Consider the following 24,851-nt stretch of genomic DNA (forward strand, 5'->3'; position numbering starts at 1 on the left):
ATTTGGAACGGTATATAACGAAATATTTTTAGCGTTCTTCAAAAAAGCCCATGTTGCTGAATTTATCGATACGTTGCTCTATACGTGTATCAGCATCGATCTTTCTCAGTTCAGCCAGGGTATCCTTGATCTTCTGCTTCAGGATGTCCGCCATTTCGTCCGGATTCACATGCGCACCACCCAGTGGTTCTTTGATAACACCATCCACCAGACCGAAGCGGCTCATGTGGTCGGATGTCAGCTTCAGCTCTTCAGCAGCCTTTTCCTTAAAGTTCCAGCTACGCCAGAGGATAGTTGAACAGTTTTCCGGAGAGATCACCGTATACCAGCTGTTTTCCAGCATCAATATCCTGTCTCCGATACCAATTCCCAACGCACCACCGGAAGCACCTTCGCCAATGATGATACAGATAACCGGTACCCGCAGCTTCACCATTTCGAAAATATTACGGGCAATCGCCTCTCCCTGTCCGCGCTCTTCAGCTTCAAGTCCAGGGTAAGCGCCGGGAGTATCTATCAGCGTAACAATAGGCTTATTGAACTTTTCTGCCAGTTTCATAAGGCGCAGGGCCTTTCTGTAACCTTCCGGGTTAGCCATACCAAAGTTGCGGATCTGACGCATCTTCGTATTTACCCCTTTCTGCTGACCAATGAACATGACTGTCTCACCATCCAGATCAGCAAAACCACCGACCATGGCTTTGTCGTCTTTCACGTTCCTGTCGCCATGCAGCTCCACGAAATTGGTACACATCTTCTCGATGTAGGCAAGAGTATAGGGCCTATCGGGATGCCTACTGAGCAGGACCTTCTGGTAACTGGTAAGGTGTTCATACAGTTCAAGACGGGTATTAGCGATCTTTTGCTCATACTCATTTACAGTAGCTGTAACATCTACACCTGACTTTGCTCCATTCTCCTTCAGTTTTGCCAACTGATCATACAGGTCCTCAATAGGTTTCTCAAAATCCAGGAATTGCATATTTTTTATAAAATTGGTTAAAGTACGCTGTAAAGATAAACCCTAAAATATTTTTTAAAAAAGATTTGCAAAATTGATTTGTTTGTTGCTATCTTTGCAACCCCGAAACACGGGAAGGATCAGTAGTTCAGTTGGTTAGAATGCCGCCCTGTCACGGCGGAGGTCGCGGGTTCGAGTCCCGTCTGGTCCGCAGGAACAAAAAAGCCTTCAGATAATATCTGAAGGCTTTTTCTTTAAGACCATGTTGCGAATGATGCCGACCGTAACCCATTTAGTGGCTTAATCCTATCTTTCTCCACAAAAAGAACAGGCTAGTTTCTCAAAAATATTGAACTTATCAGATTAAGAAATCTGGAGCTTTGGACGTCTGGTCATTTTTTGACCAGAGTTATTGCTTGTAATTTTGATGATTTGACTACAATAGAATCGTGAGTAAATCCTATTTTCGTTGTGCGTTGTAAAAAACATCACGTTGAATAAGCCTTCATATCATTCTGTTTAATTCAAGATAGATTCTATGTAACTGCAAGGGATAATCATAAACTGTTCTAACTTTACTGCTTTCAATATCTGGCGTTTGTTTGGTCATCTTCAATTTTACCATATTTGTATGATAACAGTAGATAGAAACATTCATTCAATATACTTATTCAAATCAGTTCCCGAGAACCTCTAATCGCCTCATCTGCAGGTTCATATGGTGTACCACAACTTTATCGTAATCATTAGACTTATCACCCATTTTACTAAAAAGGACCAGCATCTCTATAAGTAGAAAGAACGAAATCCATAGCAACCAGAAACCTAGTGCCACATAAGAACCAGACAACATCCGTGTCATAATTGTTAATTCATCCAGAAAGCCCGTTTTCGCTTTCATTTCCTTCTCCAGTTCAGGCCTCATGTGCAGTAACTTGTTCTCCTTTTGTGCTTTTTGGTCCCTCATGTTGCCAATAACGGAGTCAAGGGATGGCAGCAGTGTTATTTTAGAGTTTGGTAATTGTGTAGTTCCAACAATATAATCACTGGTTGTACGCCAGATAGTCGTATCCTTACCAGAGGATGATATAGCTTGAACAGGTATCCGTTTAGTTGCTGTTTGGGTAGTTTTTACCACTGTAGTGGGGTGTTTACTGATATCATCAATGTAACTGGCCTTTTCTTGTTCCTTTTTATTAATCGTCGTGTCCAATGCGGCTATCTGCCTTAATAATTCTTCATTTTTTGATGGTAAAATCTTGTCAACTTTTTCGGATACATATGTTATTTTCTCAATCTCAATATCTTTTTCAAACAATATCTGATCAATAATTACCGCGCCCAGGATGGACATCATGAAAGCAAGGCACACCCTGGATAATATCAACAACCGACCTGGATTAATAGTAAGTACAATCTGCCTTTCCACCTGTACAATGATTATTATTGAGAGGATTCCCGCTAGTATGCACCCAGGAATGCTGAGTGATAAGTAACGATGTGCGAATGTAAAGCCAATAAAGAACCACAGAATACAAACGATCAGAATGGCTGCCGTATACTTCTTCACGGTTTTAAAGGCAACTTCACTGCAGCGCTGCAAGATGCTATAGTTATAGCCAGTCATGAAGCAACCAAAGCGGATCCATAGATGTTTCATAACGCTAGTTTAGAAGTTTTTGTTTAAAATAATATGACCGGAAATGGCGGCAAGACCATTTCTGAATCCCCGGGTATAGCTGATAACGATACCATGTCCCACTCCTTCATTAACTTTTGCCTGCTCTTCAATCTCTTTGACCTGCTTAATATGGCTCTCGGCAATTTCCTTCTTGACAGTAAGCTCCTCCACTGTGTCTATCATTCCACTTCTGCTCCTGCTAGCAATATGAAAATTAATTTGACGGATAAAGTCTTCATAAAAGGTCTTCACTTTTCTAATAGATCTTTCAAGATCATTTTTCAACGCAATCACATTCTGTTCGAGATGGGTTGTGTCTGGATTTATCAATGCATCATTATATCCTTTCGATTCGTAATTTTTATCCAGAAAATCGTATAAAACATGTATCCCACCATTTAGGGGCGCAGCGGGTTTGTCCTCGTTCTGCTCCTGGTGTACAGTCTCCTTCTCTATGAAGGTCGTTTCTGGAATATCGGCTAAAGGTCGTTCAACTGTCATAGATTGGTCGTGCCCATTTAGACGCTCCCGGTTGAAAATATTAAATAATCCCATAGATAATTTATTAAATAGTGATTGTAGGTACTTTATATTTATTATGTCCTTTGCTATGACAAGATTCACAAAGCGTTATGAGCAAATGATCCGGATAATCCCAGGGAAGGCGAAACTTCTGCTCAATTGTCGAAAAGTGATACTGGCGGTGATGTACCTGCAGATCTTTATCGCTATGGCAGTGAACACAGCGGTACATATCGCGATGTAGTATTTTCTTTCGCTTTGCCTTCCAGTTTGGGTGCAATAATAGTGAGCCATAACTACCATGGGATTTAGTACTTAAGGCAATAAGTTTAGCAGATTTTGTCAAGGCCGATATTGCGGGAAAGACTGCCTGATTATATCTTCTATAAAATTGTCCGCCTTTAAATTGCAAATATTTATATGGCAGATCGTTTGAAGTTATCATAATAGTATAGATTGGATTTATTAAAATAAAGTCCCAATTACAAACAATTCATTACTCCTCTTACAGAACTAGCCGGTCGATTCACACCTGGTCATGGGGTCATTTCACTACAGCATTTATACACTTAACTCACAAATAGCGGACATTCATATTTCATAAAATTTTAGCATTGTATGAATAGCAAATGACGGCTATAGTTAAATCATGTCTTTAAATGAGAAATCTCATACGAAGTTATGAAGCTGTGATTATTCCAAAGGAGGGGATTTTTCCGGTATTTCAGATGCAATCTTCCGGTAAAACTAATAGCATAGCAGCATGACAATTATATGTTTTTACAGACTTCAATTATAAATATCGGCAAAGATATAATTGTTCCAATTAATCACCTGTTTCTACTGATGTCATCTATAATGTTTACCAGCAGATAAATTCTTCAAACGGCTCCAAGCTTGCATACGCTACTCTCTGCACAAAAGGGACAAATCATACTTGTGATGATCTGTCCCTTTTCATTCAATGCATACTGCCGCTATATGCATTACATGCTTTATCCTATCTTAGTTCTTCCGGCTGACTTTCCGATCTAAAAAATCTCTTATGACAGCCCCTATCTCTTCTCCGCAACTTTCAAGTGCGAAGTGACCTGCATTAAACAGATGATATTCCAGATTTTTGACATCCCTTTTATATGCCTCAGCGCCGCCTACCGGAAATATGTAATCATTCTTTCCATATACGATCAGCATCTCAGGGTTGTGGTCACGGAAATATTGCTGCCACTCAGGATATTTAGGCGGATTGGTCCTGTAATCATAAAAGAGGTCAAGCTGGATCTGCCCGTTCTCAGGCCTTTCCAAATGACGCAAATCAACTTCCCAGTTGTCAGGACTAACCACCGAGGTATCCGAAACACCATGAGTATACTGCCACCTTAAACCCTCCGGGTTGTGAAAAGTCCGTAATGTGTCTTCAGCAACCTTATCATTTCTGTCTTTCCAATAGGCCTTGATTGGATCCCAGAATGTCTCCAGCCCTTCTTCATAGGCGCATCCATTCTGAACAATGATCGTTTCAACATTTTGCGGATACTTAGATGCCAATCTCCAGCAAACAGGCGCACCATAATCCATCGCATACAGACTATACTTCGAAATATCCAGTTTTTCCAACAGTGCTTCGATGATCAATGCATAATTGTCAAAAGTATAGGAGAAACTGGCGATAGGAGGTTGTTCACTCCTGCCATAGCCAGGATAATCAGGAGCGATCAGATGATATTTATCTGATAGATCATTGATCAGATTTCTGAACATATGCGAAGACGCAGGATAACCATGCAGGAGAACAACGGTCGGTGCATCCTTAGGTCCGGCTTCGCGGTAAAAAATATTGACGCCGTTGATGTCAATAAAATTATAGGTTGTCTTAGTTCTCATTATGTGATTTTTTATTCTTGAATAAAACGTTTGATTAATCCGGCTGCGAATTCATGGTGCTCCTCCAGCAAAAAATGTCCACCATCAATTTGAATTATTTCGGCATTGGGCAGATCCTTTTTGTAAGCATCTCCACCAGGTGCTATAAACAAACTATCATTCTTCCCCCATAACACCAGTGTGTCTGGCTGATGCGCTTTAAAATACTTATGCCATTCCTCATACGATGCAATATTGCTTCCATAGTCCCGGAAAAGTGCCAGCTGTATCTCATCGCTCCCATCCCTGTCCAGGTAGTACTGATCAGTTACATAACTATCGGGACTTATGCGGCTTATATCACTGGCGCCGTTCAGATATAGCCACTTCGTCGCCTCTGCTGTCAGGAAGAAACGGGCTGCCTGTTCGTGCTCTGCGTCAGGCTTACGGATATAGGTCAGCAATGGCTCCAGTGCCTGTCCTAGTCCTTCATTATATGCGTTCGCATTTTGTATGATGAGTGAGCGGATCAGATCAGGACGACGGCTCGCAATCCTTAGTCCTACAGGACCACCGTAATCCTGGATATACATATTAATATTCCTGAGCTGCAGACGATCAATAAACTGTTCGATGATCGCCGACAGGTTATCAAACGTATAAGCAAACTGATTCACATCCGGGGCGCTGCTCTGGCCGAATCCCGGATAGTCAGGAGCAACGATATGGTATGCATCTGACAGATCTGCAATAAGATCTCTGTACATGTGAGACGAGGAAGGAAAGCCGTGTAGCAATAACAAGACCGGCCGGCCGGCGGTACCAGATTCACGAAAAAAAATATCCAGTCCATCTATTTCAATCGTTCTGTAAAATATCTGCTCTTTCATAAAAAACTTTAAAATATCAATCAATAATTTAGTCCAACGCTATCTCCATCTGCAGGCGCATAAACAGGCTTTGTCAGCGTAACCTATATACAGGACTGCATCCAGCAGATAAGTGATTGTATGAATGACAGCCACCACGACCCGCCTTCTTTCATGATATAAAATGTGACGTTGAAAGGCGATCGGATTAATAAATCAAATTTGAATAGAAGTAAGTGATCAGACAAATAACTGCAGTAATAGCAACTCCTATAATTTTAATTGTCACTTTCCTTTCAAATCATATTCATTTGTGTAAAAAAGCAGTAAAAAAGAATTATACTACTATGAAGAAAAAGACATCTCTTCCTGTAGACAATAACACTCAACAGCCGACGCCATATACGCCTTTTCTGGATTTCATGTCGCAGGACATCGTAATTGATCACACCATCAAAAAGCTGGTGGAAGAAAACTGCAGGCTGGTAAAATTCGCAAAAGGGAAAAGCCTGCTACAAACAGGTAATGTATGTCAGTACATTTACTTTATCATTGAGGGACAATGTGTCTCCTACTTCACCGATTTTAAAGGAAAAACAATCACCTGGTTCTTTCATTTCAACAGCGAAGAAAGCACCGCGAAGAATATTTTCGCTGTAGACTACAGAAGCTTTGTTTCCCAACAACCAGCTACGCTCACCATCGACACTTTATCACCTGTAACCGCTATCCGGTTCTCTTCTGAAGAATTAAAAAAGCTGGTAGGGGCATCGCCTGCAGTTGAGCATTGGCTGCGTTTACTGACTGAAAAAGCATTTATACAGGTATATGACCGAATCAACGTACTACTAACATTGTCGGCTCCTGATCGTTATAAAAAATTTCTTGCAGATGAATCATACCTGCTAAACATGTTCTCGAATTACCTGGTCGCCACCTACCTGCATGTAACACCGCAATCATTAAGCCGTATCAGAAAACGGCTCAGACATAATTAACCTGCCTACTACATTAATTACCCCAGGTTAATCAACATGTGGTTTTCATGGCAGAATTTTGCATCTCTTTTTGGAGAAAGATGAAAAGCCATAATTAGTGTCCTTATTAAAATAAAAAGATGATGTATTTAAAGAAAACGTTCGCATTGATCGCTTCGATGCAAGGCCTGATGCTACTCACCAACTGCACAACTCCGGACTCCCAAAGCAATAAGGTCGACTATTTTATAACAGATACAACGACCGTGCAAACCGGAGGTGTTAAGATGGTCCCCATAACAACACCTAAAGGCGTTTTCAACGTGTGGACAAAACGCATTGGCAATAATCCGAAAATAAAGGTGCTGCTACTGGCCGGCGGCCCCGGCTTTCCTCACGATTATCTGGAAGCATTCGAAAGCTATTTCCCAAAAGAAGGAATTGAATTCTATTACTATGATGAGCTGGGCAACGGCAATAGTGACAAACCTGGCGATAGTTGCCGTTTCAACGTCGAAAGTGCTGTAGACGAGGTAGAACAGGTACGGCAGTCATTACAGCTGGATGCCTCAGACTTCTACCTGTTCGGCCATTCCTGGGGAGGCTTACTGGCGATGGAATATGCGGCAAAATATCAGCAGCACCTCAAAGGCATGATCATCTCAAATATGGTATCAAGCGGAATGGAGTTCAACAAGTATATTCAGGAAGTACTGGTGAAACAATTGCCACCCGCAGCATTGGATACTATCAATGAACTGTCGGCCAGGAATGACTATGGTAACCCGAAGTATTCAGAACTTGTGATGAAACACTTCTATTCCCGGTTTATTTGTCGCCTGCCATTAGATAAATGGCCGGAACCTCTCAACAGGGGGCTTAGCAAACTAAATATGCCTTATTACCTGGCATTACAGGGTCCCAGTGAATTCGGTATCATCGGTAGTCTACGTACCTGGGATATCAGCGACCGACTGAAAGGAATTACCATACCGGCATTGTTTATAGGCGCCAGATATGATGAAATGAATCCTGAACATATTAAATGGATGAGCCAGCAGTTGCCTCATGGACAATTCCTTTATTGCGCCAATGGTAGCCACCTGAGTATGTACGATGAGCAACCATTTTATATGAACGGGATCATTCATTTCATCAAAGACGTGAATAACAAGTCTCTGAACCACGAATAAACCATGTTGCAAATGAGCCATCGCAGGATATGTCCTGCCGAAAAAACCGAAAGCCTTCAAATCCTTTGATGTGAAGGCTTCCTATTCAGGGTGCGCAGTTCTATATTTCTCCCGGGCATCTTATACCCGGGTTTTCTACATTGATCTCACTTTGTTACGGATTTGCTGATGTTATCCTAGAATTTTTCAACAATGACAACACCTGCAATTATCAATAATATACCGAGGCCCCGCCATATATTAACAGGAGACGGCTCAGCCACCAGGATGTTAAAATGATCAAGCAATACCGAAATGATCACCTGTCCGGCCACTACCAATCCAAATGTAAGTGCCATTCCCAACCTTGGGAGTGCCAGCATACTGATGGTAATAAACACCGCGCCGATCAAACCTCCGCCCAACACAGCTGTGATCGTACTACCCTTAAACAGTTGCCAGGAGAATGTTTCCTTTGTAAAGGGAACGTACAAGGCCATAGCGATTGCACCTACGATAAAGCAGATCATTGCCGCATAGATGGGACTATCCATTGATTTGGCCAGTTTTGCATTAAAACCACCCTGTAGCGGCAATAAAGCGCCACACAAAAAGACCATAAGGAGCCAGGCTACTTTCATAATAACTTATACTTTTTAATGAGATAGACCGTAATATTCAGATGAAGCGTTCCTTTTAACACGATAGCGATGATCAGTTACTACCCTATTTGCCAGCCGCTAACTGCTCTTTCAATTGCTTTACTTCGGCTTCCAGCTGCGAAATATACTTACGCTGTGAAGCAAACGCTTTGTTGATCTCGTCAAGAGAATAGCGGGGGGTAATATGCTGTTGGCAGTTCCAGTCGTAGGCTTCTACATCGAATAGCATCATTCTTTCCGGGCGAAATTCATATCCTTCCAGATCAAGTTTTGCAAGTAGTGCCTCGTCATCGCCCAGCTCAACGATCCGGGCCCTGGCATATAATTTCAATCTCGTCCTTGTTGGATAATCCACCATAATCAACGCTACGTTATTATGAGTGGCGATATTACCTACAGTGATGTACTGGGCGTTGCCTTTGTAATCAATAAACCCCAGTTGCTTTGTATTCAACACCTTGATAAATCCCTTGGGACCACCTCTATGCTGTATATAAGGATACCCATTCTCCCCAATGGAAGCCATGTAAAAGCTATCTCTGTCTGAGATAAAACTTATTTCATTCTCCGTAAGACCATCCACATAGCTCCTGCCCTCCAAACGGGCATAACTTTTACGGCTACCCAGTTTTTCCTGCATATCTCTGACGGCATCCGTAAATGCCAATGATGCATAGTTCATTGCTATTTATGATTTAGTTATGCCTGATTCCGAAACAGAAATGTCCTGGTCTGATTCCCTAACTATCGCCGTACTGATGATTGTTGTCAGGTCTGGATGTTGTGCTAGTACTTCATCCCACAGTGAATCACCACACTCATCTGGTATAACTACTTTATTGGATGATGATTCATCTGAATCCTGTGATTCGCTCGTAGTAAGTTGTGGATTTATTCCGTCCGATCTGTGTGTGTGTTCCATACTCATAAAAACAGATTTAGTTTAGCATGATAAAAAGTGTGTGCTCATTCCACTCCAAATCTCTGTTCAATCATCTGATTATTAAAATCACTATATTAATCGGTCCTATCAAAAAAATAATATGCGTTTGTCCTTTCCAGTACTCATGAATGCCTTCCGAATAAGCTTTGCACTAATTCTATTACGGGGTAGACACTGGTTACTGTAAGTAATGTAAAAATAGTACATATTGAGTAGGATATTCCGTCTGTTCATCAGTTCCCATTGCTATATAGTAAGAAATACAATAAGTTTGTCCCGTAAATTGACTCTAAATTTCGATGAAGAGACAAACACCGTAATGATTGGTCTTATTATTTCAAGAATGAAAAGCGGAGTTCTCCTGATCTTAAACAGCGCATATTAAACCCGGTTTCGCCTCGTATCCTGCCTGATTAAGCTGCGCAAGAGGCGGCACAGTATTCTATATACAGGGTATATATATTTTATAATTTCTAAATTTATTATAATTTTCCAAGTAGCTATGACCATCAGAAAAAAGGTATTGATTGTGGAAGATGAATTCATTGTAGCCAGTAATCTGCGGCAGGTATTGCAAAGATCAGGCTATGAAGTAAGTGGTATAGCTACCTCTGCTGAAGAAGCAGAAGAGAATTTACAAAGAGACCGGCCAGACATTGTATTACTCGATATTCGTTTGCAGGGAGAACGTTCTGGTATCGATATTGCCCGGAAATTAAAATCTCAGCACATTTCCTTTGTTTATTTATCAGCCAATTCAAACCAAAAAATACTTGAAGAGGCCAAGTTGACCTATCCCGATGGTTTTTTAGTGAAGCCATTCAGGAAGAAAGACTTACTGATTATGCTGGATATTGCCTGGTCGCGCCATGCCCAAAGCCTGGAAACAAGGACGGAACGGGAAATACTTCTGCAAAGACAATTAACCGAAATAAGCAACGCACATTCAGACAGCCGGCAAAAACTATTGCAGATTGCCGAGATAATGCAGTCCTGCATACCATTCGATCTTATCACCGCTGGACTAAGGCCACTAAATACCGGGCAGTTCAACGACGAAGGTTATTTGCGCGTCGGATTCAATGAATACCAGTTTATAGGTGAAAAAGCATTACTGACAATCACTAATCTGAAAAAAACAGCATTATCTGTAATCCTTGCAAATAGCCATGTGGATATCAACACGATCATTTATAACAATGGTGCTACCAGCGAAAAACCGAATGTACCTTCACTTCAGAAAACACTGATTGAAACTTTTAATATACAATCGTATCTGGTATTTCCTGTCTTACTGAGCAATGGATTATCATTTCATTACTTTTTCTACAGTCGTCAGAGGAATATGTACAACAGTAATCACGTTGCCTTACTGGATCATTTAAGATTAAGCCTGGCGGCTGTAGCTGAAAAGATGATCTATGGGGACGATCCTGCCATTTCAAGACCTGGTCAGATCAATCCGGAAAGAGGCACGCAGGACGGTACGGTGAATTACCCCGAATTCCGGAGCATCATTGGCAACCACCATCTCCTGTTGGGAGCACTGGATCTTGCTGCACAGGTTGCATTTTACAATACATCCGTTCTAATTCTTGGAGAAAGTGGAACGGGGAAAGAAAAACTGGCCAGGGCCATTCATTTATTGTCTCCAAGAAAGAAGGCACCCTATGTCACTGTAAACTGTGCAGCTATACCACCTACGTTAATAGAGTCAGAATTATTCGGTCACGAAAAAGGCGCGTTTACCGGTGCTACGGAAAGAAGAAAAGGTAAATTCGAACAGGCTGAGGGTGGTACAATTTTCCTGGACGAAGTCGGAGAGCTGTCGCCAGATATGCAGGTAAAGATCCTGCGTTTTTTACAGGAGAAGGAAATTCAATGTATTGGCGGCAATTCACTGATAAAAGTGAATGTTCGCGTAGTAGCTGCGACGAACCGCAACCTGGAGAAAGAGGTCGCAGATGGTAAATTCCGGCTTGACCTGTATTATCGCCTGAATGTTTTCCCTATTACATTACCATCATTGCGCGAACGTAAAAGTGACATCAAAGAACTGGCCGTTTATTTTGCAGAAAAGTTCTGCCAGGAATTCAATAAGCCATTCCATGGCATTCTACCCTCCATGATGGAAGATATGATGGGCTATGATTGGCCGGGAAATATACGGGAATTGGAGAATGTGATAGAACAGTCTGCCATCCTCAATGATGGCAAGTCAAAATTAGCGCTGAAACGAAAGCTGGGAGGACAACCAGCAACATCGGCGCCCAAGGTGATTAAAACATTGGAAGATGTTAAAACCGCCCAGGCGGAAACAGAGCGGGAATATATCATTTCCATACTGAAACAGACAGAAGGCCGCATCCGTGGTACAAATGGTGCAGCACACCTTATGAATATCAAGCCGACTACCCTGGAATCAAAAATGATCAAACTGAAAATCAGGCGGGAGGATCTCTGACTATACAGGTGAACCGGTAGTACTCCTCCGAAAATATTGGAGGCAGACGTTAGTGCCCCCGATATTTTCGGAGCACCGCGTGATTAGCCTATCTCTATCAATAGCCAAATCTGAATTGCAAGCTTGTTTTTCAGCATATTGCGTATTCCAATTTTATTCCTATATCATTTACTGGCAAATGGCATTCAAATGGCATATATGTCAATTCTGACACAGCCTATTAAAAAATCCAATCCTTAAGCCATGTTAAATCTGGAGTGGTTTAGAACATTTAAAGCGATCTATGAGACGGGCAACCTATCTACTGCTGCGCAGGCATTATTTATTTCCCAGCCTGGCGTAAGCGTTCATCTCAACTCACTGGAAGCTTATACCGGGTATCGTCTGTTTGAACGCGTTACCAAAAAAATGGTGCCTACAGAAAGGGGCATCATGCTGTATAATTGTATACTAGACCCTATTAATAAACTGCAGGAGGCAGAAGAATCGTTTCATAGGAATTCCAGGGTGGAGAAGCCAACTATCAGTGTAGGTATGGGCTTTGAGGTCTTTAAATACACCCTTGAAGAACACCTGGCACAATTACCTTTCAATCTTGTCCTGCGGTTTGGCGATTATCGTCAGATACTGCAAGAGCTGGACACCGGTAAGCTGGATCTGATATTAACCCCGATGAAGGGAAGTCAGACGAACCTCGAATACACTCCTTTCACAACAGAACGTATCATACTGATCTGTGGCAATGACACCGATACTAAACAATTTGATAGCCTGGTATTAACGAATGAAAGACCAGCCATCAGAGAATGGCTGAAAGAACAGATCTGGTACACAACAGCAGCTGACATGGAGTATCTGCAGCATTTCTGGATGGCAAATTTTGATTGCCTGCCAGACCTTAAGCCCAACTACGTCGTTCCCTATTTCTCTTCCATTTTGCGTTGCCTGAGTAAAGGAAAAGGATTTGCTGTGATACCGGATTTCCTTGCTAAAAAAGAGCTTGCGCTTAAATCGGTTAAACTTGCCTGGGAAGGAAGTCCGCATGTGGAAAATACCCTGCATTTCGGTAAGCGCAAAAAAACAGCCTATTCCAATGAGATCCGGCAACTTGAACAGCTGCTGACGATGAACTGGTTTTAGAATGATCCCCCGAGGAAACTGATCGCTATCTCCTTATGAGACTGTGCTTATTTACACGAAGGCTGTTTTTTTCACATTGTTCTATTAGCATTTGTACATTGCATATCTAAACTGCCTAACCATGCGCTTCCTCCTATCGCTTCTCATGATCTTCGCAGTCCTTCCGTCGGCAGCCCAGGAATTCAGCCCACACCAGGCCGATTCGCTCAGGTATGAGTTAACAAATACCCACGACAACCATACAAAAGTAAAAACACTCATACATCTGGCGGAGTACCATATCTGGAAAAAAGGAGAACTGGCGGTAAACATCGACAGTGCTGATGTATGCCTAACCGAAGCCGACCGGTTAAACAAAATAGTACAGTCGACAGAACTGGCAGGCTACATCCTGCTTATGCGAGGGTTTCTGCTCACGGAACTGGGAAAAAGAAAAGAAGGCGAAGTGGCCGTATTAAAATCCATTCCCCTACTTGAAAAAAGCAATAGTCAACGTCTGCTTGGCATGGCCTATTTCGAGCTGCAGGCCTTTTACGATTATGCAGATGCGGTTCAACGCAGCAAACGTATCCGTATTACAGCACTTGCCGTAAAAGCCTTTCACCTCGCAGGAGACAAGATGCTGGAAGGATGGGCACTCACCACACTGGGAGACCTCCATAGCATACAGGAAGAGTATGCCCTATCAAACCAGTATCTGCTGCAGGCTGTGAACGTATACGAAGCCATTGGGCATAGGAAAATGCAGGACATATATGAACTGCTTGGCAGAAACTGTAATAATCAGGGGGATTACAAAAGTGCATTCGAATATGCATTACTCGCACTGAAAGCAGCGAAGCTGACCAACGACTCCAGCATGCAAATGGCCACCATTAATAATCTGCTTGGGTCGCTGTACAAAAATGCCGGGAGGAGAGAAATAAGCATTGCTTATTATCATGAAGGGCTCACAATAGCCCTACGGCATAAAGATGCCCTGAATGCAGTGTCATTGGCATATGTACTGGGTAGTACCTATCTGGATCTGAACCAGTCCCGTAAAGCACTCAAAGTATTGGATTCATTTCCGCGTAACTTACTCGACTCATCCAATAGCAGGGTAAAGGCCATCACAGGAATGCTGTATATGGAAGCCTACCGGGATTTGAAACAATATAAAAAAGCCTATAAATATGCTGACATGCTGGAAAACCTGGTTGACAGGAATACACTGGCTGCAGAATGGACCAACCGTGTTTGTATAGCTTTGGCCAGATATCATTTGCATGGACATGATATTGCCAAAGCCCGCCTTTACCTGGATAAATGTATGACAGTGTCACTGCTTTCCACTTCACCTGAATGGGTGTCAAGATATGAGATCAGTTATAAGGTGGATTCTGCTGAAGGAAATCACAGGGCTGCGTTCTACAATTTACTGATGTATAAAACCCAGGACGATTTACTGCACAATGCTGTCAAAACACGTCAGTTTCAACAATTGGAAGTAGAATATGAAACCTATAAGAAAATAGATTCTATTTCTTTGCTTACTCAAAAGACCAACCTGCAGGCCACCAACCTGCGACAAGCGCACCTCATCCGCAACATTACGATGCTTGGCATTGTGCTGGCACTGGCCGTTATCGGACTGCTCTATCGGCAGTACCAGCTCAAACAGCGTAATAATAAGGCAATGGCCATCAAAAACAACCATCTGGAACACCTCGTTACAGAAAAAGAATGGCTGTTGCAGGAGGTAAACCATCGCGTTAAGAATAATTTACAAACTATCATCAGTCTGCTGGAATTACAAGCTGACACTCTCTCCGGTGATGCTCATTTTGCATTGCAGACCAGCCAGAATCGTATATATGCTACCTCCCTGCTGTACCAAAAACTGTACAGGAATGAGAACGTATCTTCAGTGAACATGAAAATGTACATCACCGAACTTGTACAGCACCTGCAGGATGCACTTGGTACCAGTCAGTTCGTGTCTGTATCCCTGGATATTGCGCCTATTGATCTTGATGTCTCACAGGGTGTTCCCATCGGACTAATGATAAATGAAGTCATCACCAATTCGTTCAAGTATGCCTTTGATGATACGATCTCCTATCCGGAAATCCTGGTTACACTGACTATCAGGGACGATCTCGCCAGTCTCATCATCAAAGACAATGGCATCGGTTTTCCCAATGCAGGTGGTGGTAACTTTGGAATAGGGCTGAAACTGGTAAAAGGATTGGCAGAAAATATAAAGGGAGAAGCTACTATTGTGTCAGATGAAGGAACCTTTGTTGAAATCGTCTTCCTGCCAAAGAGTTCACCCGAATCTGAGATACATCGTATTACAACATCAGATGCGCTCAGTGCGTAATTGCAGGAGATTGTCCTTAATCAAATTATGAGCTGTTCATCCGTTTCAGGAGTTATTCACCCATGCATTTTTAGAAAAGCAGGCCAGGTAGGAAACGAGTGTACGCTTATTCAAAGATCTCTTGCTTCCTATTCCATAGATCCTGGTGATCCAGCGTTAATTCTTCATTCAAAAAAGAAGCATTAATCATTTCCTGCACTGTAATATTCTTACCCTTAGGGTGTAATTTCCTACCTCAACTTCCGCCTGGTATCATCATATCCGCCGCATTCAAAGTGTAAGTTAGCTCCGGATACGTAAAATCCGTACTCCTGTTCTCCTGTCCTCTCAGTTTATAAAAATCTGTCTCCTGTTCCTCATTCGCCAATTCCAACCGCATCCCATTGGAAAAACAGGGCTCCTCCCCAATAAACTGAATATAAGTCTTTGATACCCGGAAGGTGATCCCCAACCATTTATTATCCGGCACCAACATCTTTGAACCCGGTGCAGGCTCCAATATTATCTTATGCTGGAACTTTGTATTGGTAGCCATAGAAAACAGCACAACTGAATGGTGTGTTAAGGCCATCTCAGACTCCTCATTACTTACCTTATCTCTTATCTTCAGCTTTCTGATATGTTTGGGGGAAAGTACTTCCGGATGTTCATAACAGGAGAAAACACCGATATATGAATCCTCTGCTAAATCCAAAGCCTGATCTGAATGATAATTCATTTTAACATACGTCGCATCGTACACCTCTATCAACGCATTATTGAAAGGCTGTGCAGGTATATCAACGCCAGCATCTTCTTTTATACACTCATTGATACAGGCAATGATCCTATCATGAAGCGCTGCAAATGGCTGCGCAGGTATATTGTATTTAGTGGTAGTCCTGACTATCGGAACCCCCTTATCATCCACCTTTATCAGATGGTTACCTAACCGGCCTTTCGCAACTGGCTCAAACGTTGTCAACGCTGACAACTGACTGAATAAATCTTCCGGCAGATCAGGCGTGACTTTATAAAATGCAGTATTATTCGTCATTTCCTTTGCGGAGGTTTAAATTAAAATATCGGTTTCTCATAGTCACCTGCATTCATACTGAAGTGAGTTTTACCATATTTGATCACCTGCTCTGACTGATTCTCTTCTCTGTAAGAACTTCTCAGTTCTTCTTCTGTTTCCGCTGTCATACTCTCCAGTTCAATAAATCTGCCGTTATCTTTGATATACGCCTGGTTATTCACATACTTTGCCTCCAGATTAGAGCAACGTACTACATATCCCATTCTGGTAGGCATTTTATCTGCGTTCAGCATGGACGGCCTGATCTCGTGTGTATATAATCTGTTGGTAGACAACGGTATCATAAACACGGAATTAGGATACAATGTAACACTGAACTCCTTTTCCAATGTCGTGTCAGTCACCGTACTTTTCAACTTAAAATACAGCCTCGTCAAGCCACTCACCTCTTTATAACACCTGTCATAGCGGTCTGTCGCGGATGGTTTCAAATGTTCCACATCAGCATTATCATAAAACGTACAAAAGACAATCAATCCTTCCTGCGGCATATCCTTCGTCTTATCAGAATGCGCTTTAATTCTTGATTTCACCTCCTTGTCCACTCCTTCTGTCCTCGCTTTGTTTTCATATATCTGTGCCAATACATGATTCAGCTCCGTTTTGTATTCGAAAACATAGCTGACAGCATCATTCAGCACAGCTATAATTTTACGATCGGTGCTTCGAAAATTATCTGTTGGCCCGGTGAGATTACTGGAACATCTTAAAAGACGATAGTGCAGCACTTCGTTTCCTGATTCGTTTTCCTCCTTTGTCACATTTGTCAGATATATTCCTTTCCTGAAAGCCTTTGAAGGTTTATTGGATTCAGTCAGTTCCTGAAATGCATGCTCTGATTTAATCCGGCCGAAGTAGTCATCATCAGTAAATAACTTCCTGAAATATACACCCGCATTACTGACAATAACCGGTACTTCACCCAGTGTTATGATATGGACGTTATTTTGATCACTATTCCTATAATTAGCAGAGAGTTCTTTTATGACGTAGATAGGATAAGATATGTCTTCTACCTGACCGATATCGCCAAATACATAGATCCTATTCTTTGCTGCCAGCGTCGGCATATCAGCAAAGCTCTTTACAACCGTTCCGCAAAACCGGCTGGTCAAATCGCGCATTTCTGCATTCATCATGCTATATTCCAGTAAAACAACAAGAACATTCCTGTCTCTGGCGATCCTGTTCTCGGTTGGAGGTGTATTCATAGTTTTCATAGTTAATAGGCTTATGAAGTATTGGGCAATTAAAATTAGCATTTTAACCCTGAACTTCCGCCTGCATGCACTGAAACGTTGATAGTTTCCACCTAAAAAACATCCAAAAAGTGCCAGTGGTAATTTTTTTTTTGGTAACTATCCGTTAAATAATGGATTGACCTTATATATTATCACCGTCAACACAACTAACTTTAACATGGGAACGTTCTTGACTACTTTTTTCTGCGCCTGACCTGATGGCCCTCCCTGCTGAATATCAGCACTTTTACATACCTTAGAACCCTAACCTGTATCTATGCCAGCTTTTAATCGGCGTAACATTGTGCTGACAACGCTCTTTATGATATTGATGCATTGCAGTGTTTACTCCCAGGATAAAATATATGTTGTTAACGGCTCAGAGATCGGCTACATTGATCTTGCCGACTATACATACAAATTTGTCTGTAACGCTGTACCGTTCGGAGATATTGCCATCACCCCTGCTGGTAAGATCTATGGCTATTACGATGCCTTATATGAAATCGACCCGGTAGCAAACACCTACACCCTGATCCCTGTAGACATGAGTAATGCTCCTACTTTTTATGGGGCCAATGCCATGGTCAGCGACCGGGATGGTAATCTGTACGTTGCCGGTACAGCTACCCTTTTCAAAATAGACATGAAAAATGCGACAATGTCTTTTGTGGGTAACATGTCCACCTTTCCTGCCGGTGACTTATGTTTCTCAGAGGGTAAACTTTATATGGCTGCCATGAACAATGTGCTGATCGAGTTGACCCTGGGCCCTGGCGGTAACAGTATTGTGTCGGAGCGGGTTGCAGGAACAATGTTACTCGATGGCGATGTATATGGTATCGGGGCGAATGAAAACGGCATCTGTTACGCCATCACAACGAGAAAAGAGCTAGCCCTCATCGATACGGAAGATGCGACTGCCTATATCATCGCTAAACCTCCGAAAGGCAATATTATGGACGTCAATGGTCTGGCACTACTTCGTGAAGGGGTTAATGACAAAGACATTGAGATCTGTGGAAATGGTATCGATGATGACCACAATGGTTTTACTGATGATAATGATATGGCATGCCGCCTAAAACGCGGGCTCTGTACATCTGAAAGCCAGGAGATATTCCGGGAGACTTTTGGCGCAGGTAGCGGATTCGGCACAGCCCTTCCCAACCTCAGTGCTGCGGGCTATACATTCTCTACCACCGCTCCACTTTCAGAAGGCCGCTATACTATTGTGAGTGATCCCCGCCTGGCGCAGGGTAATGCTACCTGGAAAAGTATGGCTGATCATACCGGTAATCCCAACGGCCGTATGATGGTGATCAACGCCGCCTACAAACCAGGAGAGTTTTACCGTAAAAAGATCACGGACCTGTGTGGCGGACATCAATACGCCATTTCTGTGAGCGCCAGTTCTGTCATTTCTACTGGTATGAACTGCGGCCAGGATGTAGTAAGTATTCCTGCACGCATCCGCTTCCACATTGAAGACGAAAATGGCAATATACTTGGACAGGTGGCCGAAAGATATATTCCTGCTGATGACAATCCTGCGGGTACATGGAAAGAGTACGGAATGATATTTACCTTACCTGATAATGTCAGCACGATACAGATCGTACTACTGGATGATGCACCAGGCGGTTGTGGTAATGATCTCGCCATAGACGATATCGTATTCAGCACCTGTCAGCCGACACCTGTAGTCAGTCTCAATGGTGATTATAATGGCCCCTTCACAGGTTGCATTAACTCGGAAGCTGTTTTCCAGGTAGATACCGCCATGCTCAGGTTACGCCAGCCCTCTTTCCAGTGGCAGAAAAGAACTGCTGCAAACGCACCATGGGTGAACATTCCCGGGGCTAACGACATTTCTTATACTATCGCACGATTACAACTGGCAGATGCCGGAGAATATCGTATCCTGATCACGGAAGATCCAAATATTACCTGTCCGAAGACATTAGCCTCTATGGTAATGCTATTTACAGTACAGGACGTTGCGGCATTCCAGTTAACACCACCCTTCACGGCCTGTGTCGGCGAACCAATAAACCTCTCGGTAACACCTTATAATAATCTGCAGGAAGCACGCTGGACGTATCCTAATGGCGACCAGACTTCCGGCGTCACGCTGCTCGTTACCAATACAGCTGCTATGTCAGATGCCGGTGAGTACACATTGAAGATCAGGACCACGGAAGGTTGCTCTGCTACCCTGAAAACAACTGTCACTGTCTTACCCTATGAAACTATCGGATTCACTTTTACTACCTCACAGGCTTGTGTCGGACAACCAGTACAGGTACAGTCAGATGGCTCCTGGCAACCAGGCACATGGCAATGGACTGCCAGTGGCAATGGTGTCATCAGCCAGGCGGATACAAAAACACCTATCATTATCTGGCAAACGCCGGGCGATCAGCAACTGACACTACAGTCCACCGGACAATGTATACTGGATCAACATGTTACAAAAGATATCACTATTCAAAATGTACCTACGCCAGGTATGCTTTCTGCTCCGGAACAGGTTTGCGTAGGTACACCATTGGAAATGACGGTCACGGGTTACACAGGAGGCACTATTGCCTGGAATATCACTGGTAATCCCATCCTGACCGGACCACCAGACCGGCAACAGGCAATATGGAATACCATTGGTACTTATACGATCAATTATACTGTCAGTGGCACCTGTGGATCTGTTACACTTCCTGCTCCAAAACCCGTTATCATCAAAGATGCACCCTATGTTTCGCTTGTCCATGATACAACCGTTTGCCGGGGTACCCCGTTATACCTGCAACCTGTGTTTAGTGGTGATGCAACACTCTTCAGCTGGCAGGACGGGCCTTTTGTAGCTGAAAGTAAGTACATCGCTGAGCAGGAAGGTGTATATAAACTTGTTGTACAGGATAACTGGGGATGTTCCACACAGGCAGAGATCAATGTGCAATGGATGAATTGTGGCTGTGACATTTTTATTCCCACAGCTTTCTCTCCCAACGGCGACGGGCTTCATGATATTTTCAAGCCTGTTATCCACTGTGTGACCGCCAGCTACGAATTCCGGATATATAACCGCTGGGGACAGCTGATCTATCTCTCACGCAGACCCGGAGAAGGATGGAATGGTATACTACATGACGGCAGGCCGGCAGAAACCGGCGCCTATACGTGGGTATTGGAATACAAGAGTTATGAATATCCTGCACCGATGCTACAGAAAGGATTTGTCACTTTAGTGAAATAGCAGTAGCTGCAAGGGTAATATAACAATATCGCTTACGCAAAAATGTGCAGATAAAAAGTGAATATCTCTGCAGTACGCTTTAAACATCCCATTTACGGACGGACCAGGCCATACAGTCACCTAAGAGGAAGGTGTGCTGAAATAATGCGAACGGCAACGATCAGAATGCCTCATTCAGACCGAGAAAGAACCCTTTCGCACCAAACTTACCAAAGGCGTAGTCGAGACACAGATTGGTGCGGGTCACTTTATTGAATAAAATGCGTAATCCTCCGCCACCACCAGGCTGCATCACCTGAAATATTCGCGTGCCTGATTCATCATTGGTGGTTTGCAAATGGAAGAACATCACCCCACTGAGAAAATTGTTCCGCAGTATAGGGAAGCGGTATTCCACTTCGGCATAGCTGTACTGTGTGCCTTTAAAATATCCCACGGTATATCCTCTTCCGCTACGGAAGCCAGCATCTTTTCCTGTACCGGGTAATTCCAGGTAGGGTACATTTCCTGCCAGCAGAAACGAGTTCCAGTTCCAGAATGCCAGTACATGTTCTGGACGGCGTTTTGACAAACTGATATATTTCCTGAAATCAGTGGAGAACTGCAACGAATTCCGGGTACTTCCGAGCCATGTCTGATTAGCCCGGAAGCCCGCATCCACGTACATGCCCTTATAAGCCCGATTCTGGTTGTCACGGGTGGTATACTGTACGTTGAAGAGCAATCCGTTGGCCATGTAATGATCGCGCTTAAAACCATGTCTGTCGCTATAGATATTATAGGGTGTCCGACTATTGGTCGTATCTTTCTCATCTATCTTCCTCCGGATGTCAAAAGACACCCCGCCTCCCAGGAACAGATTTTTCTTTACCTCCTTGTACACCTTTTCCCTGAAGTTGTAAAACTGGGCATGAAGTCCTCTTGGTTTACGGTCGGGATTATTGAGTACGTGTTCAGTCTCACTCGCGGTGGAGGGGATTCCAATTCCAAGTCCATAGTCGGGTGTAACGGTTTTAGCCGCTACCAGGCTACCCTGGAAATTCCATTTGTTACCAGAGGTGTAGATATTATGACTGATGTAAAAGTAAATGATCCCCTTAGTCGTAATGGAAGCGGAAGTGGCACCTACTGACAGCAGCGTATTAGGGTCTTTACCAAACTTTTTACCTGCTACAGCCTTAATCCCTATCTGGGAGCCTATACTTGGATTAGCGGCCACATTAGGTATAACAATGACCCCGGAACGGGTTTTCCCTGAGAGGTCGGTCTTTCTGCGTAAGATCGTCCTTATCAGATCACCCAGGTCATATTGGGCATCAAACTCCCGGGCTTCCTGTTCAGCCCTCATTCTGTCTACAGCAGAAGAATCAGTTTTCAGGGTATCCGCGGGAGCGGGCGTCTGTCCATACAGATGGCTGCAAAAGCACACCAACAGGGCACATAACAGTACCTGTAATGAACGAAATGGACTACACTCCTTTTCCTTTACTTTTACGAGAGGTAACAATACCTGATATGGTTTATTCATTTGAGCCTTTGATCATGAGATCAGGTTACAAATTTTACACCAAGTTGAATACATAGCAGACACATCTATGACGACAGTGCCAGGTCAGGGAGATTGTTTTCATTCATTTGTCAGCTAGCATCCGGATGTTTTCATCGGGGTATTACGGCGGATAGCGGTGTATGGTGATAGCGTACCCAGTAAGATGTTATACTGCATAAGGGCCCATTATGCAGTAACAGTTGTGCTGATCTCTCACGGTAACATTACGAATCTAAACAGAAAAGCTGAGAAAAGACCTGCTGCAAATACGCAATCCAGCCGGCAAAAACAAGTGCTGCATTTCGCAGCCAGTGACTGAGCCGGGTACTTATCGGTTCTCGGTTTAGTATTAATGAGGTGAAAGCTTACCTCATTAATACTAAACTAAAGGTACACCAGACCTTACTACCTGTTCACCCATTTGGAATGATATTCGACTTTCTGATGCATAAGGGTGTCCAACAGCCGACCCGGATCATTATCGAATATCAGGGATTTAAACTGTTTTTCAGACAGGAAACCTGCCTCGCTCATTGACAGTAACAGTTCATACAGTTTGTCATAAAAACCGTTGATATTGAGAATACCGCATGGTTTAGCGTGTAGTCCAAGCTGTGCCCAGGTAAAGACCTCGATAATCTCTTCCAATGTACCTATACCACCAGGAATGGCAACGAAATAGTCTGATAAATTTGCCATCATTGCCTTGCGCTCATGCATGGTGGATACAATGTGTAATTCCGTGAGGTTCTTATGTCCGACTTCCCTGTCGCGCAGTTTTTCCGGTAATACACCTATAACCTGACCTCCCAATGCCAAGACCTCGTCCGCCACTACTCCCATTAGTCCGACAGCAGCGCCGCCATATACCAGGCGCATATCGTTTTTCACAATGCAACGGGCGAGTTCTTTCGTACTTGCTGTATACACCGGGTCGTTCCCAAAGTTGGAACCGCAAAAAATAGCTATACTTTTCATACACCAAAGGTCGGGATTAATCCATCTGCAAAAGGGACAAATGTCCTATCCTTACAAAAATATCCAGGGTGAATGTAGCATTTGAGGAAATACTACATTCACCCCGAAGCGCTTACCAGTAAACAATCCAGGGATATAGTTAGCGTTAGAGATACGATACTGAAATCAGGGCAACAATCTGATTTTCCAAAAAAACTAAAAAAATATTTTGTTGATTTAAATAATATTCCAATATTTGCACCCCGAACGAACGAAAAAGGATCAGTAGTTCAGTTGGTTAGAATGCCGCCCTGTCACGGCGGAGGTCGCGGGTTCGAGTCCCGTCTGGTCCGCAAAAAAGAGTAGTCATTAACGTTAATGGCTGCTCTTTTTTCATTTACAGCATATCTGCTGTTGTATTTGCGTTTACCACCCTACACTTTGTCTTCATCTTGTTTAGTACGATTGAAACGTCGTAGTTGAATGCACAACGATACGCCTGTATATATGTAATACCTGTGAATAGCGCGAAAAAGAGAAGATTTCGAATAAAAATCAGCTATTCTCCATGGAGAGATAAATAAATTTTTCAGTAGCGGTCCATTGACAGGATGCTGTCTTTCTCTATCTTATCAATCCCTTTGCCACAAAGACTTACAGCCGATAAAAACGTGCTAAGTATCTATAGGATTGACTTTGTCAAATATTGCTGTTTTACACACGATCAATAAAAATTATTACATATTTCATAAAAACATTTGGTGATTAGCATCCACTTCTTTTATTTTGCACCCGGAGAAATGGCAGAGCGGTCGAATGCGGCGGTCTTGAAAACCGTTGACTGTCAAAGGTCCGGGGGTTCGAATCCCTCTTTCTCCGCTAAAAGGGACTGATTATCGTAGAGATGATCGGTCCCTTTTTCGTTTTGGGTTGGATTGCCCAATACGTTGCACGAAGCCGGAAAATGATTTCCTCATTCTAATGATGTCACTAACCTATTCATGCAAAACCCAGGAAAACGATGCCTCGCTGCCCAGCTTTTAAAACAGGTAAAGAAGCGGTTAACAGATTACCCTGGTCCCAGCGTAACAACTCTTCTTCCGTGCCATCAATGCGGCCAGTCCAGCCAATAGGCTACTGGTAAAAATCTG

The 24,851-nt window shown here is 43.1% G+C and carries 17 protein-coding genes and 3 tRNA genes; 9 read left to right on the plus strand and 11 right to left on the minus strand.

Annotated features, from left to right (window positions below):
- Window positions 1-28: 28 nt before the first annotated feature.
- The gene (locus tag GWR21_RS12655) at window positions 29-982 is read right to left on the minus strand and encodes an acetyl-CoA carboxylase carboxyltransferase subunit alpha (protein WP_162332105.1); all 954 of its coding nucleotides are present in this window, start codon (window positions 980-982) and stop codon (window positions 29-31) included.
- A gap of 116 nt (window positions 983-1,098) precedes the next feature.
- On the opposite strand from GWR21_RS12655, the gene GWR21_RS12660 reads away from it, so the two are divergent.
- Window positions 1,099-1,172 (plus strand) — tRNA-Asp (locus GWR21_RS12660).
- Window positions 1,173-1,637: 465 nt separating this feature from the next.
- Here the strand turns inward: GWR21_RS12660 and GWR21_RS12665 are convergent.
- The 4 genes from GWR21_RS12665 to GWR21_RS12680 form a co-directional block, all read right to left on the minus strand.
- A complete protein-coding gene (locus GWR21_RS12665; RefSeq protein ID WP_162332106.1) occupies window positions 1,638-2,621 on the minus strand; it encodes a DUF4407 domain-containing protein in 984 nt (327 codons plus the stop codon).
- A gap of 9 nt (window positions 2,622-2,630) precedes the next feature.
- Window positions 2,631-3,197 carry a hypothetical protein gene (locus GWR21_RS12670; RefSeq protein ID WP_162332107.1) on the minus strand — a complete coding sequence of 189 codons (567 nt, stop codon included), beginning with the start codon at window positions 3,195-3,197 and terminating at the stop codon, window positions 2,631-2,633.
- 972 nt (window positions 3,198-4,169) lie between these two features.
- On the minus strand, window positions 4,170-5,048 hold the full coding sequence (locus GWR21_RS12675; protein ID WP_162332108.1) for an alpha/beta fold hydrolase: 879 nt from the start codon (window positions 5,046-5,048) through the stop codon (window positions 4,170-4,172).
- Window positions 5,049-5,059: 11 nt separating this feature from the next.
- Window positions 5,060-5,917 carry an alpha/beta fold hydrolase gene (locus GWR21_RS12680; protein WP_162332109.1) on the minus strand — a complete coding sequence of 286 codons (858 nt, stop codon included), beginning with the start codon at window positions 5,915-5,917 and terminating at the stop codon, window positions 5,060-5,062.
- 326 nt (window positions 5,918-6,243) lie between these two features.
- Here GWR21_RS12680 and GWR21_RS12685 point away from each other — a divergent pair, with 326 nt between their 5' ends.
- Window positions 6,244-6,894 carry a Crp/Fnr family transcriptional regulator gene (locus tag GWR21_RS12685; RefSeq protein WP_162332110.1) on the plus strand — a complete coding sequence of 217 codons (651 nt, stop codon included), beginning with the start codon at window positions 6,244-6,246 and terminating at the stop codon, window positions 6,892-6,894.
- A gap of 119 nt (window positions 6,895-7,013) precedes the next feature.
- On the plus strand, window positions 7,014-8,066 hold the full coding sequence (locus GWR21_RS12690) for a proline iminopeptidase-family hydrolase (RefSeq protein WP_162332111.1): 1,053 nt from the start codon (window positions 7,014-7,016) through the stop codon (window positions 8,064-8,066).
- 176 nt (window positions 8,067-8,242) lie between these two features.
- Here GWR21_RS12690 and GWR21_RS12695 read toward each other — a convergent pair whose 3' ends face one another.
- On the minus strand, window positions 8,243-8,686 hold the full coding sequence (locus GWR21_RS12695; RefSeq protein WP_162332112.1) for a DMT family transporter: 444 nt from the start codon (window positions 8,684-8,686) through the stop codon (window positions 8,243-8,245).
- Between the two features lie 85 nt (window positions 8,687-8,771).
- A complete protein-coding gene (locus GWR21_RS12700; RefSeq protein ID WP_162332113.1) occupies window positions 8,772-9,389 on the minus strand; it encodes a pyridoxamine 5'-phosphate oxidase family protein in 618 nt (205 codons plus the stop codon).
- 763 nt (window positions 9,390-10,152) lie between these two features.
- On the opposite strand from GWR21_RS12700, the gene GWR21_RS12705 reads away from it, so the two are divergent.
- The 3 genes from GWR21_RS12705 to GWR21_RS12715 all read left to right on the plus strand — a co-directional run bounded on the left by GWR21_RS12705 (window position 10,153) and on the right by GWR21_RS12715 (window position 15,619).
- On the plus strand, window positions 10,153-12,114 hold the full coding sequence (locus GWR21_RS12705) for a sigma 54-interacting response regulator (protein WP_238430338.1): 1,962 nt from the start codon (window positions 10,153-10,155) through the stop codon (window positions 12,112-12,114).
- Window positions 12,115-12,357: 243 nt separating this feature from the next.
- Window positions 12,358-13,254: a LysR family transcriptional regulator gene (locus GWR21_RS12710; protein ID WP_162332114.1), complete on the plus strand. Its 897-nt coding sequence runs from the start codon at window positions 12,358-12,360 to the stop codon at window positions 13,252-13,254.
- 121 nt (window positions 13,255-13,375) lie between these two features.
- Window positions 13,376-15,619: a sensor histidine kinase gene (locus tag GWR21_RS12715; RefSeq protein WP_162332115.1), complete on the plus strand. Its 2,244-nt coding sequence runs from the start codon at window positions 13,376-13,378 to the stop codon at window positions 15,617-15,619.
- A gap of 235 nt (window positions 15,620-15,854) precedes the next feature.
- Here the strand turns inward: GWR21_RS12715 and GWR21_RS12720 are convergent, their stop codons facing one another.
- Window positions 15,855-16,655, minus strand: a complete 801-nt coding sequence (locus GWR21_RS12720; protein ID WP_162332116.1) for an alpha-ketoglutarate-dependent dioxygenase AlkB — start codon at window positions 16,653-16,655, stop codon at window positions 15,855-15,857.
- A 20-nt stretch (window positions 16,656-16,675) separates the two neighbouring features.
- The gene (locus GWR21_RS12725) at window positions 16,676-17,908 is read right to left on the minus strand and encodes a hypothetical protein (protein ID WP_162332117.1); all 1,233 of its coding nucleotides are present in this window, start codon (window positions 17,906-17,908) and stop codon (window positions 16,676-16,678) included.
- 307 nt (window positions 17,909-18,215) lie between these two features.
- On the opposite strand from GWR21_RS12725, the gene GWR21_RS12730 reads away from it, so the two are divergent.
- On the plus strand, window positions 18,216-21,194 hold the full coding sequence (locus tag GWR21_RS12730) for a gliding motility-associated C-terminal domain-containing protein (protein WP_162332118.1): 2,979 nt from the start codon (window positions 18,216-18,218) through the stop codon (window positions 21,192-21,194).
- 160 nt (window positions 21,195-21,354) lie between these two features.
- Here the strand turns inward: GWR21_RS12730 and GWR21_RS12735 are convergent, their stop codons facing one another.
- Both GWR21_RS12735 and GWR21_RS12740 read right to left on the minus strand, forming a co-directional pair.
- Window positions 21,355-22,722: a BamA/TamA family outer membrane protein gene (locus tag GWR21_RS12735; protein WP_162332119.1), complete on the minus strand. Its 1,368-nt coding sequence runs from the start codon at window positions 22,720-22,722 to the stop codon at window positions 21,355-21,357.
- 426 nt (window positions 22,723-23,148) lie between these two features.
- Entirely contained in the window at window positions 23,149-23,721 is a 573-nt protein-coding gene (locus tag GWR21_RS12740; protein ID WP_162332120.1) for an LOG family protein, read from the minus strand.
- 258 nt (window positions 23,722-23,979) lie between these two features.
- Between GWR21_RS12740 and GWR21_RS12745 the strand changes: the two genes are divergently transcribed.
- Together GWR21_RS12745 and GWR21_RS12750 are read left to right on the plus strand one after the other, a co-directional pair.
- Window positions 23,980-24,053: transfer RNA gene (locus GWR21_RS12745), tRNA-Asp, on the plus strand.
- 441 nt (window positions 24,054-24,494) lie between these two features.
- A tRNA-Ser gene (locus GWR21_RS12750) sits at window positions 24,495-24,579 on the plus strand.
- The last annotated feature ends 272 nt before the right edge of the window (window positions 24,580-24,851 follow it).

Source organism: Chitinophaga agri (genome assembly GCF_010093065.1).
Classification (GTDB): domain Bacteria; phylum Bacteroidota; class Bacteroidia; order Chitinophagales; family Chitinophagaceae; genus Chitinophaga; species Chitinophaga agri.

Coding starts and splice junctions, on each gene's coding strand:
- GWR21_RS12705 (WP_238430338.1), top strand. CDS start 10,153: ATGACCATCAGAAAAAAGGTATTGATTGTGGAAGATGAATTCATTGTA.
- GWR21_RS12670 (WP_162332107.1), bottom strand. CDS start 3,197: ATGGGATTATTTAATATTTTCAACCGGGAGCGTCTAAATGGGCACGAC.
- GWR21_RS12700 (WP_162332113.1), bottom strand. CDS start 9,389: ATGAACTATGCATCATTGGCATTTACGGATGCCGTCAGAGATATGCAG.
- GWR21_RS12655 (WP_162332105.1), bottom strand. CDS start 982: ATGCAATTCCTGGATTTTGAGAAACCTATTGAGGACCTGTATGATCAG.
- GWR21_RS12675 (WP_162332108.1), bottom strand. CDS start 5,048: ATGAGAACTAAGACAACCTATAATTTTATTGACATCAACGGCGTCAAT.
- GWR21_RS12695 (WP_162332112.1), bottom strand. CDS start 8,686: ATGAAAGTAGCCTGGCTCCTTATGGTCTTTTTGTGTGGCGCTTTATTG.
- GWR21_RS12680 (WP_162332109.1), bottom strand. CDS start 5,917: ATGAAAGAGCAGATATTTTACAGAACGATTGAAATAGATGGACTGGAT.
- GWR21_RS12690 (WP_162332111.1), top strand. CDS start 7,014: ATGATGTATTTAAAGAAAACGTTCGCATTGATCGCTTCGATGCAAGGC.
- GWR21_RS12685 (WP_162332110.1), top strand. CDS start 6,244: ATGAAGAAAAAGACATCTCTTCCTGTAGACAATAACACTCAACAGCCG.
- GWR21_RS12740 (WP_162332120.1), bottom strand. CDS start 23,721: ATGAAAAGTATAGCTATTTTTTGCGGTTCCAACTTTGGGAACGACCCG.
- GWR21_RS12725 (WP_162332117.1), bottom strand. CDS start 17,908: ATGAATACACCTCCAACCGAGAACAGGATCGCCAGAGACAGGAATGTT.
- GWR21_RS12720 (WP_162332116.1), bottom strand. CDS start 16,655: ATGACGAATAATACTGCATTTTATAAAGTCACGCCTGATCTGCCGGAA.
- GWR21_RS12710 (WP_162332114.1), top strand. CDS start 12,358: ATGTTAAATCTGGAGTGGTTTAGAACATTTAAAGCGATCTATGAGACG.
- GWR21_RS12715 (WP_162332115.1), top strand. CDS start 13,376: ATGCGCTTCCTCCTATCGCTTCTCATGATCTTCGCAGTCCTTCCGTCG.
- GWR21_RS12665 (WP_162332106.1), bottom strand. CDS start 2,621: ATGAAACATCTATGGATCCGCTTTGGTTGCTTCATGACTGGCTATAAC.
- GWR21_RS12730 (WP_162332118.1), top strand. CDS start 18,216: ATGCCAGCTTTTAATCGGCGTAACATTGTGCTGACAACGCTCTTTATG.
- GWR21_RS12735 (WP_162332119.1), bottom strand. CDS start 22,722: ATGAATAAACCATATCAGGTATTGTTACCTCTCGTAAAAGTAAAGGAA.